Below are 11,897 nucleotides of genomic sequence, written 5' to 3' on the forward strand. Positions count from 1 at the left end.
ACCCGTCACACAGCGTCAGGTGTAGAGGAGGCGGACTCCGCCCGGGCGGCGAATCCGGCCTTCGCCTCGTCCACCTTCCGGCCGAAGTGCACCGACGCCCACCACAGGGCCGCGAACACCGCGCCCATGAAGTACATGGTCGGGACGAAGATGCCGGAGGCGATCAGCGCGATCTGGAGCACCCAGCCGAGGGCCACCCCGCCCGGCCGGGTCACCATGGCGCACATCAGCACGCACAGCACCATGGCGATACCGCTGACCAGCCACACCGTCGACACCGACAGGCTCGGGTCCTTCATCGCGACGAGCCCGGCGAAGCCGATGATGAAGAACTCGCCGATCAAGGTCGAGGAGCACAGCGTACGCATCGTTCGAGCCTCAGCCCTTCCCCAGCAGCAGCCGGGCCTCGCCGACCGTGATGACAGAACCCGTGACCAGCACGCCACCGCCCGCGAACTCGCCCTCCTCCTCGGCCAGCGTGATCGCGGCCTCCAGGGCGTCCGGCAGCCGCGGCTCGACCTGGACGCGCTCCTCGCCGAACACCTCGACGGCGATCGCGGCCAGCTCGTCCGCGTCCATGGCGCGCGGGGTGGAGTTCTGCGTGACGACGACCTCGGCGAAGATCGGCTCGAAGGCCTCCAGCAGGCCGCGCACGTTCTTGTCGGCGCTCGCGCCCACCACACCGATCAGCCGCGTGAAGTCGAACGCCTCCCGCACGGCCTCCGCCGTGGCCTCGGCGCCCGCCGGGTTGTGCGCCGCGTCCAGCACGACGGTCGGGGAGCGCCGTACGACCTCCAGCCGGCCCGGCGAGGACACGGCCGCGAAGGCCTTGCGGACGGTGTCGATGTCGAGCGGCTGCGCGCGCTGGGCGCCGACGCCGAAGAACGCCTCGACGGCGGCGAGCGCGACGGCCGCGTTGTGCGCCTGATACGCGCCGTGCAGCGGGAGGTACACCTCGGGGTACTCGCCGCCGAGGCCGCGCAGCGTGAGCAGCTGCCCGCCGACGGCGACCTGCCGCGCCACGACCCCGAACTCCAGCCCCTCGCGGGCCACGGTGGCGTCCACCTCGACGGCCTTCTTCAGCAGCACCTGCGCCGCGTCGACCGGCTGCTGGGCCAGGATCACCGTCGCGTCCTGCTTGATGATCCCGCTCTTCTCGCCGGCGATCTCGGCGGGCGTCCCGCCCAGCCGGTCCGTGTGGTCCAGGGCGATGGGCGTGATCACGGCGACGTCGCCGTCGATGACGTTGGTGGCGTCCCAGGAGCCGCCCATGCCGACCTCGACGACCGCCACGTCGACGGGCGCGTCCGCGAAGGCGGCGTACGCCATGCCGGTGAGCACCTCGAAGAAGGACAGCCGGTACTCCTGCGCGGCGTCGACCATCTCGACGTACGGCGTGATGTCCCGGTACGTCTCGATGAACCCCTCGGCGGAGATCGGGGCGCCGTCCAGGCTGATCCGCTCGGTGATCGACTGCACGTGAGGACTCGTGTAGCGGCCGGTGCGCAGCTCGAAGGCGCCGAGCAGGGCCTCGATCATGCGGGCCGTGGAGGTCTTGCCGTTCGTGCCCGTGATGTGGATCGAGGGGTACGCGCGCTGCGGCTCGCCGAGCAGGTCCATCAGCGCGGAGATACGGCTGACCGAGGGCTCCAGCTTCGTCTCGCCCCAGCGGCCGGCCAGCTCCGTCTCGACCTCCCGCAGCGCCCGGTCGACCTCCGGGTCCTCGGGCCGCCCGGGCACCTCGGCCTGCGGCTGCCCGCCCTGGGTGCGCAGGGTGCGGCTGCCGGCCTCGATCACCGCGAGGTCGGGGTCGCGCGTGGTCTCGGCCTCGACGAGTTCGTCGAAGCCGTCGAGGGGATCGGGTCGGTCGTCTTCGTGTGGGTGGTCGCTCACAGGGCCAGTCTACGGAGGGGCACCGACAAAGCGTGCGGCGGCTTGTACGGCCGCGGGCCCGGCGTCTGTTCGACACCGGGCCCGCGTCCCTCCGCAGCGGCGGAGACCGTCACTTGATCAAGCTGCCGGGAGCTTCTCCAGCTGTGCCGTGATCCGCGCGATGTCCTCCTCCGCCTTGGCCAGGCGGGTGCGGATCTTGTCCACCACGTGGTCCGGGGCCTTGCCCAGGAAGGCCTCGTTGCCGAGCTTGGCGTTCGCCTGGGCCTTCTCCTTCTCGGCCGCGGCCAGGTCCTTCGCGAGGCGCTTGCGCTCGGCCGCCACGTCGATCGTGCCGGACAGGTCCAGCGCGACCTCGGCGCCGGCGACCGGGAGGGTGGCCGTCGCGGTGAACGAGTCGCCCTCGGGCTGCAGGCGCAGGAGCTGGCGGATGGCGGCCTCGTGCGGCGCCAGGGCCGTACCGTCCAGGGACAGGCGGGCCGGGACGCGCTGGCCGGGCTGGAGGCCCTGGTCGGCGCGGAAGCGGCGGACCTCGGTGATGACCGACCGGAGCGACTCGATCTCCTGCTCGGCCGCCCGGTCGTGGAAGCCGCCCGGTGCGTCAGCACCAGGAACGGACACAGCCTTCGGCCAGTCGGCGATCACGACCGACTCGCCGCCCGTCAGCGTCGTCCACAGCGTCTCGGTGACGAACGGGACGACCGGGTGCAGCAGCTTCAGGGTGACGTCCAGGACCTCGCCGAGGACGCGCTTGCTGACCTCGGCCGGGGCGCCGCCCGCCATGAACACCGTCTTGGACAGCTCGACGTACCAGTCGAAGACCTCGTCCCACGCGAAGTGGAAGAGGGCGTCGGAGAGCTTGGCGAACTGGAAGTCCTCGTAGAGCGCGTCGACTTCGGCGACGACCGAGTTGAGGCGGGAGAGGATCCAGCGGTCCGTGGCGGACATCGCGGAGGCGTCCGGCAGCGGGCCCTCCACCGTCGCGCCGTTCATCAGCGCGAAGCGGGTGGCGTTCCAGATCTTGTTGGCGAAGTTGCGGGAACCCTGGACCCAGTCCTCGCCGATCGGGACGTCGACACCGGGGTTGGCACCGCGCGCGAGGGTGAACCGGAGCGCGTCGGAGCCGTACTTGTCCATCCAGTCCAGCGGGTTGACCGCGTTGCCGAAGGACTTCGACATCTTCTTGCCGAACTGGTCGCGGACCATGCCGTGCAGGGCGATGGTGTGGAACGGCGGGGTGCCGTCCATCGCGTACAGGCCGAACATCATCATCCGGGCGACCCAGAAGAAGAGGATGTCGTAACCCGTGACCAGGACGGAGTTCGGGTAGAACTTCGCGAGCGACTCGGTCTGTTCGGGCCAGCCGAGCGTGGAGAAGGGCCACAGGCCGGAGGAGAACCAGGTGTCGAGGACGTCGGTGTCCTGGTGCCAGCCCTCGGCCTCGGTCCCGGGCGGCTGCTCGTCGGGCCCGACGCAGACGACCTCGCCCTCCGGGCCGTACCAGACCGGGATCCGGTGGCCCCACCACAACTGCCGTGAGATGCACCAGTCGTGGAGGTTGTCGACCCAGTCGAAGTACCGCTTCTCCATCTCCTGTGGGTGGATCTTGACCTTGCCCTCGCGGACGGCGTCACCGGCCGCCTTGGCGAGCGGGCCGACCTTGACCCACCACTGCATCGACAGGCGCGGCTCGATGGTGGTCTTGCAGCGCGAGCAGTGGCCGACGGAGTGGACGTACGGCCGCTTCTCGGCGACGATCCGGCCCTCGGCGCGCAGCGCGGCGACGATCGCCGAGCGGGCCTCCAGGCGGTCCATGCCCTGGAAGGGGCCGTGGACCGTGATGACGGCGTGCTCGTCCATCACCGCGAGGGACGGCAGGTTGTGCCGCTGGCCGATCTCGAAGTCGTTCGGGTCGTGGGCCGGGGTGACCTTGACGGCGCCGGTGCCGAACTCGGGGTCGACGTGCTCGTCGGCGACGACCGGGATGGAACGCTCGGTCAGCGGGAGCCGGATGAGCTTGCCGACGAGGTGCTTGTACCGCTCGTCCTCGGGGTGGACGGCGACGGCCGTGTCACCGAGCATCGTCTCGGCACGGGTCGTGGCGACGACGATGGTGTCGTCTCCCTCGCCGTACGTCATGGAGACCAGCTCGCCGTCGTCGTCCTGGTACTCCACCTCGATGTCCGAGATGGCCGTCAGACAGCGCGGGCACCAGTTGATGATGCGCTCGGCGCGGTAGATCAGCTCGTCGTCGTAGAGCCGCTTGAAGATGGTCTGGACGGCCTGCGAGAGCCCCTCGTCCATCGTGAACCGCTCACGCGACCACGCGACGCCGTCACCGAGGCGGCGCATCTGCCCGCTGATCTGGCCGCCGGACTCGCCCTTCCACTGCCAGACGCGCTCGATGAAGGCTTCCCGTCCCAGGTCGTGCCGGGACTTCCCCTCCTTGCCCAGCTCGCGCTCGACGACGTTCTGCGTGGCGATGCCGGCGTGGTCCATGCCCGGCTGCCACAGCGTCTCGTAGCCCTGCATGCGCTTGCGGCGCGTCAGCGCGTCGATGAGCGTGTGCTCGAAGGCGTGGCCCAGGTGGAGGCTGCCGGTGACGTTGGGCGGCGGGATGACGACGGTGAACGGCGGCTTCTCGCTCTTCTCGTCCGCCTCGAAGTAACCACGCTCTACCCAGCGCTCGTACAGCGGCCCCTCTACATCGGCCGGCGCGTACTGGGTCGGCAGTTCGGTGTCGGGCGCGGGTGGCTGCTGCTGAGCGTTCTCGGTCACCCGGCCAGTTTAGAGGTGCGAACCTCCCCGACGAAAACGCCGAGGTTTCTGCCTTCCGGGACCCTTCGGACGGTACGAGCGGACGCTCGGCCGGTACCTCTGACGGGGTAGCGGCACCGTCGTGCTTGATCACCGCGGTTCCCCCTTGGGGACGGCAGCAACGCCTGCATCGCCGACATCAGCGGTGCAGGTGGCCCGGTACCAGGCACTACTACGTGCTTCGCGCCACCGACTCGCACCGGCGCGCGCCTGCGCATGCTGGTGGAAACCATGGCGCTCCCGCTGGCCAGACGACCAGCCGGGTTGGGCTCGTAGATACTTCACCCGGATATCGGTGCCGGGTGGGACCGGGACGAAGGTCCCGTCATTGACGGCAAGGGTGTGGATGTTCACCCCGCCCACAGCGTCCCGGTGCAGTACCAGGGCGCAAGCCTTGTTCGCGCAGACGTACCTGCGACCACGCACTTTGCGGCGGTGGAGACAGAAGGGACATGTCTGCGAGGAGTTCGCCTCACTGATGTACTGGATCGGCAGTCCAGTCTTATAGGCGAGCTGCCGCTCCTGGGTCCCCCGCTCCCATTGCGACAGCTGTTGGCGCGTCGAGCGCGAGGCACGACGCCGCTTCTCAGTGTTCCTCTCGATCCCTCGCACGTCTCCTACGACAAGTCGCACGACCACGTCGGTGCCGTCGGCAGTTGTTCGCTCATGCGCCGCCACCAGCTCCCGGATGAAGCGGTTGGCCTTCGCGGTGACCTGATGGTTGAAGTCACGCAAGCGACGAGTGGTCTTCGCCCGCAGTTTCCTCTTCGCCTCGGCGAGCCTGCGGTGCCGACGGGACCCCGTGCGACAGCAGGACATCTTGGACTGAAGCCGGGCCATCCCCTTGTTGCGCACCTGCTTGGCTGCACGCGCCCCTCTCCCATTGATCACAAGCACTTCGTAAGCGCCGTACGGGCCGAGCGCCGCGAGCGTCATGGGGTTGATGACACCTTCGTCGACCGCGACCGTCACGGCGTGCACGGACACGGCACCTGGTTCCGGGGCCTCGGGCGAACCGGCACCAGGCAGACTGTCATCGACAGCCCTGTAGGAGATATGCAATGCCCAACTGCGGGCCACGGTGCTCCAGCACAGTTTCATCTCGCCCCAGCGCTCCGGGGTTACCAGGTGGCCCGACCTGTCAGTGAACTCCGGCACCGGCAGCACGATCCGGTCCCGCAATCGTCCCAGCGACAGGAGGAGTCGGTCTCCGTCCCTGACCTTCCAGCCGAAGCGGGCGGTGAACACAAGAGGCCTGTACTTCTTCTCGCGCCAGGGGAGCTTCGCCTTGGCGATGCCTTGAGCCTTGTTGGCTCGGGCCAGAGCGATGGCGTCCGCCAGGTCGTACGCCACTGCCTGAGCGGTGTGGGCATGGATCGGACGTACCTCAGCGGGCAGGGAGGTGACGTAACGGCGGATGTCCTCCCGGCCAGGTGACCGACCGGTCTCCCATTCTTCACGTACCCAGGCAAGAGTCCGGTTCCACAGCAACGCGGAGGCATGACACGCCTCGTGCGCACGTTCGTGGTGGGCTCGGTTCAACCACACCGGCACCACGGCTGTGAGCACCCGCAAGTGCTCGCCGCCCACCAGATGCCCCATGGCCACCTCCCCGATGACACACCCGAACCAGGCTCATACGAACATGCGATATCGCTCTGCCTAACGCCCCACACCCGGATCAGGTCACGGCAAGGGGACGCCCTGTCACAGGGATGTAGTGAAACCGGCAGGATCGGTAACGGGTTGACCCCCGATGACCCGAACAGCCGCCCCTTAGGACAGGATGTTCGGAACACATAAGCGTCCTAGGGGGAACCCAGAAATGAGCAACAACCAGCCGGGCCCGTACGGCCAGCCGCCCCAGCAGCCGGGTCCGTACGGCCAGCCGGGGCAGCCGGGTCCGTACGGTCAGCCGGGGCCCTACGGCCAGCCGGGCCAGCCGGGCCCGTACGGCCAGCCGCCGCAGGCTCCGCAGCCCGGCTACGGCTACCCCCAGCAGGCCCCGCCGGCGGCCCCGCCGCAGCCCAGTTACGGCTACCCCCAGCAGGGCGGCATGCCTCCGCAGCCGAACCCGTACGGCCAGCAGCCCGGCCCCTACGGGCAGCAGCCGTACGGCGTGCCGCAGCCTCCGGCTGCTGGAGGCGGCGGCAAGAAGACGGCCGTCATCATCGGCGCGGTGGCGGTCGTGGCGGCGATCGCGGTCGGGGCGTACCTCGTGATCGGCGGGGGTGGCGGGGGTTCCGTCGCGGACGACGGTGCCCACAAGCTGATCACGCCCGCGACGGTGATCAACGGGACCTACACGAAGAACGCCGACGCCGGCTCCTCGGACACCATGACCGACTCCGACCGCTCGGACTTCGAGAAGTGGGGAGTGAGCAACCCCCAGCAGGTGACGGGCGTCTACGAGAACGGCACGGGGCTCACCAAGAAGGGGCTCAACTTCAAGGGTGTGTACGGGACCATCAAGAATCCCGAAGCGGTCGTCGACGCCATGTTCGCCAAGGCCAAGGCGGGCTCCTCGAAGGACCAGAGCGGCGACTCCGGCTTCCAGGGCAAGCTGATCGGCAGCCCCCAGACCGTCAACCCCTCGGGCCTCTCCAACGCCGTCATGAAGTGCCAGGTGGCCCAGATCGACACCTCCGGCTCCGCGCAGTCCGGGGTACCGAAGACCGTGAAGATGCCGGTGTGCATCTGGGGTGACCACAGCACGGTCGCCCTGGTCACGGCCTACAGCGTCGCCACCCTCGCCTCGGGCGACGGCGGCTCGATCGACGACACGGCGGGAATCGCGGCCAAGCTGCGCAACGACGTCCGGGTGAAGGCCTAATCACTCACCTACGCCAACATGGCGAGGCACGGCCACTGACCCCAGTGGCCGTGCCCCCGGTCGTCACTTGCTATCAGCTAGCCGGCAAACGGTAAGCGCGTCGTCGGGCTTTACCCCTATACCGATGAGATCGGAAGCGCACACAGGCACCTCGATCCAGCCGCTCGCGCCGACCTCGCAGTACCTCTCCACCAGGGGGCCCACTCGGTAGCCATGGTTGCCCAGGTAGTTGTCGCACATACTCACGTTGGCGCTCGCGGACGTTCGTGGAACTCCTCCGTTTTCACGGCCACAAGCCAGCCGAACTCATGTCCGTTTCCGTCGGGCGCATAAGATCACGGAAAGTCGGCTTCGACAAGACATGACGTGAACCTGTCGCAATCCTTTCGATTATGCTCCGCAAAAGGAAAGTCCGGCACCTCCCAAGTGCCGGGCAGCACCCATGACTTTGGAGAAGCATCTACGCCGACTTCCGCTCTCCCGACCCCCGCCCCCGCGCATCGCGCGGGATCAGGTCGGGTTGACGTTGCATTGCGGGGCTCGACGAGGATCTTCAGCAACGTCTCGCGGTCCAGGTCGTGGACGCTCGTGATGACTGGCAGGCGGCCGATGAACTCCGGGATCATGCCGCGCTTCACCAGGCCATCCGGCCTGACGACCTCCGGCGCACAGCGATGGGGCACCTGAGGTCGGCTTACACCGATCGGCTGTCACCGGCTGCGGCTACGCTGAGTATCGACTGGCCCACACTGCGAGGGAGACGCATCATGTCAGTGATGCTGGAACGACCGACGATAAGCGGCACCGACCCCCACCGCTTCGAGGATCTGCTCAACGCCCTCGACGAGCTGCACGTGCCTGACGGCTTCAAGGCCGAGATCATCAAGGGGAACATCGTCGTGTCATTGTGGTCGAAGGCCTACCACCTCGACGTGATGGACCTGGTCTGTGATCAGCTACGGGCTCGGCTGCCCGAGGGGCATCGGATCAGTGCCGCCCCTGCCTTGTACGTGTTCCCAGGCGTCGAGCGAGCGTATGGTCCCGACATTCATGCCGCACACCGAAGGACCCGCCGGACCGCAAGCAATCGTCTGGACGGCGACGGTCTCTCCTTCGTCGCCGAACTCACCTCGCCCTCTACTCGCGACGACGACCTCACCGACAAAGTCGAGCGCTACGGGAAGTCAGGTGTGCCGGTCTACCTCCTTCTCGACATGCAGGAGGAACTCGCCACCGTTTACTGGTCGCCGACCGTCAAGGGGTACGCGTCCCATCTCACCGTTCCGTTCGGCGAGAAGCTCCGCATTCCGGCGCCGTTCGACTGCACCCTCGACACGACCGGATTCCAGGCACCCGCCGAGGATGACGAAGGCCCCGACGCCTGAGGGGAGCGACAGGCGGCGGACACAGGAGAGGGGCTCCTGGCGTGGTTCTCGCCGGGAGCCCCTCTTACCGCAGTACGGCCTATGCCGACTTCTGCTCCCCCGACCCCCGGCCCCGCGAATCCCGCGGGATCAGGGTCGGGTTGACGTTGGAGAGGACCACGTCGGCGGTGATGACGACGCGGGCGACGTCCTTGCGGGACGGGACCTCGTACATCACGCCCTGGAGGACCTCCTCCATGATGGCGCGCAGGCCGCGGGCGCCGGTCTGGCGGAGGATGGCCTGGTCGGCGATGGCCTCCAGGGCCTCGCGCTCGAAGTCCAGCTCCACGCCGTCGAGTTCGAAGAGGCGCTGGTACTGCTTGACCAGGGCGTTGCGGGGCTCGACGAGGATCTTCAGGAGCGCTTCGCGGTCCAGGTTGTGGACCGAGGTGATCACCGGGAGGCGGCCGATGAACTCCGGGATCATGCCGAACTTGACCAGGTCCTCCGGCATGACGTCCTCGAAGACGTCCTTGGACTCCAGCTCGCGCTTGGAGAGGATCGTGGCGCCGAAGCCGATGCCCTTGGCGCCGGCTCGGGCCTCGATGATCTTCTCCAGTCCGGCGAAGGCGCCGCCCACGATGAACAGGACGTTCGTCGTGTCGATCTGGATGAACTCCTGGTGCGGGTGCTTGCGGCCGCCCTGGGGCGGGACCGAGGCCGTGGTGCCTTCCAGGATCTTGAGCAGCGCCTGCTGGACGCCTTCGCCCGACACGTCGCGCGTGATCGAGGGGTTCTCGCTCTTGCGGGCCACCTTGTCGATCTCGTCGATGTAGATGATCCCGGTCTCGGCCTTCTTGACGTCGTAGTCGGCCGCCTGGATGAGCTTCAGGAGGATGTTCTCGACGTCCTCGCCCACGTAGCCCGCCTCGGTCAGCGCCGTGGCGTCGGCGATCGCGAAGGGGACGTTGAGCATGCGCGCCAGGGTCTGCGCGAGGAGGGTCTTGCCGGAGCCCGTCGGGCCCAGCAGGAGGATGTTGGACTTCGCCAGCTCGATGGCGTCGTCACGGCCGCTCGCGCCGCCGTTCTCGCCCGCCTGGACCCGCTTGTAGTGGTTGTACACCGCGACGGAGAGGGCCTTCTTCGCGGCCTCCTGGCCGACGACGTAGCCCTCCAGGAACTCGTAGATCTCGCGGGGCTTGGGCAGCTCCTCCCAGCGCACCTCGCTGGTCTCCGCGAGCTCCTCCTCGATGATCTCGTTGCAGAGATCGATGCACTCGTCGCAGATGTACACACCGGGCCCTGCGATGAGCTTCTTGACCTGCTTCTGGCTCTTGCCGCAGAACGAGCACTTGAGCAGATCGCCGCCGTCACCGATGCGTGCCACGGTGTGCTTCCCCTTCGCCTGGGAGACGACCGGACGCTTTCGAGTCCAGCGGCTCCTGGTGCTGCCTTATGTCGACGGTACCTTGCCGGGCCCCGTGTTCGGGCCCCCCTTGGCAGGGTTCACTTTGACGTGCACCGTGCCAAGAGGGGCTCAGAGTATGCCGCTCCGCGTCAGCGGACCGCTTCGTTGTTCAGCTTGCGGGTGGAGATGATCTGGTCGACGAGGCCGTATTCCAGCGCCTCCTCGGCCGTGAGGATCTTGTCGCGCTCGATGTCCTCGCGGATCTTCTCCAGCGGCTGGTTCGAGTGCTTGGCCAGCATGTTCTCCAGCTGCTCACGCATCCGGGTGAACTCGTTGGCGATGATCTCCAGGTCGGAGAGCTGGCCGCGGCCGGTGGAGCCCGCCGGCTGGTGGATCAGCACGCGCGAGTTCGGCAGCGCCATGCGCTTGCCGGGCGTTCCGGCGGCGAGCAGGATGGCCGCGGCGGAGGCCGCCTGGCCCATGCAGACCGTCTGGATGTCGGGCTTCACGAACTGCATCGTGTCGTAGATCGCCGTGAGGGCGGTCATGTCGCCGCCGGGGCTGTTGATGTAGATCGAGATGTCCCGGTCCGGGTCCATCGACTCCAGGCACAGCAGCTGCGCCATGACGTCGTTGGCGGAGGCGTCGTCGATCTGGACGCCCAGGAAGATCACGCGCTCCTCGAAGAGCTTCGCGTACGGGTCGTACTCGCGGATGCCCTGGGAGGTGCGCTCGACGAAGCGCGGGACGACGTAGCGGGCGTCGGGGCGGGGCCCTTCGTACATGCCGCTGGCGGCGCCGGGGAAGCCGGAGGAATTGGTCATGGGGTTCACCGTCCTGGTGGCGTTCTGGGGGCTGGGGTCTCGGCGGTGCGTGGCGTGGCCGGGCCGGTCAGGCACCGGTGCCGCCGCCTCCCGGAACACCCGAGGCGTTCGTGATGATCTCGTCAATGAGACCGTACTCCTTGGCCTCTTCCGGGGTGAACCAGCGGTCGCGGTCGGCGTCGCGGAGGATCGTCTCGACGCTCTGGCCGGAGTGCCGCGCGGTCAGCTCGGTCATCGTCTTCTTGGTGCGCAGCAGGTACTGGGCCTGGATCTTGATGTCCGAGACCGTACCGCCCAGGCCCGCGGAGCCCTGGTGCATCATGATGTCCGTGTGCGGCAGGGAGAACCGCTTGCCGGCGGTGCCGCCGGTGAGCAGGAACTGGCCCATCGAGGCGGCCATGCCCATGCCGATCGTGACCACGTCGTTCGGGATGTACTGCATGGTGTCGTAGATCGCCATGCCGGCCGTCACCGAGCCGCCGGGGCTGTTGATGTACAGGTAGATGTCCTTGTCCGGGTCGGCGGCAAGGAGCAGCAGCTGTGCGGTGATCTTGTTGGCGATGTCGTCGTCAACCTGCTGGCCGAGGAAGATGATCCGCTCGCCGAGCAGCCGGTTGTAGACCTGGTCGCCGAGGCCACCACCGATGGAAGGCTCGCCGGCGGCGGAGGGCATCAGATTCGTCACGTATCCACCTGCTCGTCTTACGACGGCGCCGGGCCGTCTCATTGTTCTGCCTTTCATGGACCCTAACGCGATGCTC

At 67.9% G+C, this 11,897-nt stretch carries 9 protein-coding genes and 1 pseudogene; 2 read left to right on the forward strand and 8 right to left on the reverse strand.

Annotation, left to right across the window (positions count from 1 at the left end; translation table 11 throughout):
- Positions 1 to 5: 5 nt before the first annotated feature.
- From BIV23_RS33650 to BIV23_RS33665, 4 genes are all read right to left on the reverse strand, one after another.
- Entirely contained in the window at positions 6 to 368 is a 363-nt protein-coding gene (locus BIV23_RS33650; protein WP_071384777.1) for a DUF4233 domain-containing protein, read from the reverse strand.
- Between the two features lie 10 nt (positions 369 to 378).
- Positions 379 to 1,893: a bifunctional tetrahydrofolate synthase/dihydrofolate synthase gene (gene folC / locus BIV23_RS33655; RefSeq protein WP_071384778.1), complete on the reverse strand. Its 1,515-nt coding sequence runs from the start codon at positions 1,891 to 1,893 to the stop codon at positions 379 to 381.
- Positions 1,894 to 2,010: 117 nt separating this feature from the next.
- On the reverse strand, positions 2,011 to 4,668 hold the full coding sequence (locus tag BIV23_RS33660) for a valine--tRNA ligase (RefSeq protein WP_071384779.1): 2,658 nt from the start codon (positions 4,666 to 4,668) through the stop codon (positions 2,011 to 2,013).
- Between the two features lie 129 nt (positions 4,669 to 4,797).
- Positions 4,798 to 6,309, reverse strand: a complete 1,512-nt coding sequence (locus BIV23_RS33665) for a zinc ribbon domain-containing protein (RefSeq protein ID WP_079173576.1) — start codon at positions 6,307 to 6,309, stop codon at positions 4,798 to 4,800.
- 223 nt (positions 6,310 to 6,532) lie between these two features.
- On the opposite strand from BIV23_RS33665, the gene BIV23_RS33670 reads away from it, so the two are divergent.
- On the forward strand, positions 6,533 to 7,540 hold the full coding sequence (locus BIV23_RS33670) for a hypothetical protein (RefSeq protein WP_071384781.1): 1,008 nt from the start codon (positions 6,533 to 6,535) through the stop codon (positions 7,538 to 7,540).
- A 527-nt stretch (positions 7,541 to 8,067) separates the two neighbouring features.
- Here BIV23_RS33670 and BIV23_RS49125 read toward each other — a convergent pair.
- Positions 8,068 to 8,202 (reverse strand): annotated as a pseudogene (locus tag BIV23_RS49125) (ATP-dependent Clp protease ATP-binding subunit ClpX); the annotation flags it as partial.
- 105 nt (positions 8,203 to 8,307) lie between these two features.
- On the opposite strand from BIV23_RS49125, the gene BIV23_RS33675 reads away from it, so the two are divergent.
- Positions 8,308 to 8,925, forward strand: coding sequence for a Uma2 family endonuclease (locus BIV23_RS33675; RefSeq protein ID WP_071384869.1), 618 nt, complete (start codon positions 8,308 to 8,310; stop codon positions 8,923 to 8,925).
- A gap of 79 nt (positions 8,926 to 9,004) precedes the next feature.
- Here the strand turns inward: BIV23_RS33675 and clpX are convergent, their stop codons facing one another.
- The 3 genes from clpX to BIV23_RS33690 all read right to left on the reverse strand — a co-directional run bounded on the left by clpX (position 9,005) and on the right by BIV23_RS33690 (position 11,809).
- Entirely contained in the window at positions 9,005 to 10,291 is a 1,287-nt protein-coding gene (gene clpX, locus BIV23_RS33680) for an ATP-dependent Clp protease ATP-binding subunit ClpX (RefSeq protein ID WP_071374342.1), read from the reverse strand.
- Positions 10,292 to 10,461: 170 nt separating this feature from the next.
- The gene (locus BIV23_RS33685; RefSeq protein WP_071384871.1) at positions 10,462 to 11,136 is read right to left on the reverse strand and encodes an ATP-dependent Clp protease proteolytic subunit; all 675 of its coding nucleotides are present in this window, start codon (positions 11,134 to 11,136) and stop codon (positions 10,462 to 10,464) included.
- A 67-nt stretch (positions 11,137 to 11,203) separates the two neighbouring features.
- Entirely contained in the window at positions 11,204 to 11,809 is a 606-nt protein-coding gene (locus BIV23_RS33690) for an ATP-dependent Clp protease proteolytic subunit (RefSeq protein WP_071384870.1), read from the reverse strand.
- Positions 11,810 to 11,897 lie beyond the last annotated feature (88 nt).

It is taken from the genome of Streptomyces monashensis, from assembly GCF_001866665.1.
GTDB classification, from domain to species: domain Bacteria; phylum Actinomycetota; class Actinomycetes; order Streptomycetales; family Streptomycetaceae; genus Streptomyces; species Streptomyces monashensis.

Bases quoted from the DNA above. Each gene is read 5' to 3' on its own strand.
- BIV23_RS33650 (WP_071384777.1), bottom strand. From the start codon at position 368: ATGCGTACGCTGTGCTCCTCGACCTTGATCGGCGAGTTCTTCATCATC.
- BIV23_RS33665 (WP_079173576.1), bottom strand. From the start codon at position 6,309: ATGGGGCATCTGGTGGGCGGCGAGCACTTGCGGGTGCTCACAGCCGTG.
- BIV23_RS33670 (WP_071384781.1), top strand. From the start codon at position 6,533: ATGAGCAACAACCAGCCGGGCCCGTACGGCCAGCCGCCCCAGCAGCCG.
- BIV23_RS33675 (WP_071384869.1), top strand. From the start codon at position 8,308: ATGTCAGTGATGCTGGAACGACCGACGATAAGCGGCACCGACCCCCAC.
- BIV23_RS33685 (WP_071384871.1), bottom strand. From the start codon at position 11,136: ATGACCAATTCCTCCGGCTTCCCCGGCGCCGCCAGCGGCATGTACGAA.
- BIV23_RS33690 (WP_071384870.1), bottom strand. From the start codon at position 11,809: ATGCCCTCCGCCGCCGGCGAGCCTTCCATCGGTGGTGGCCTCGGCGAC.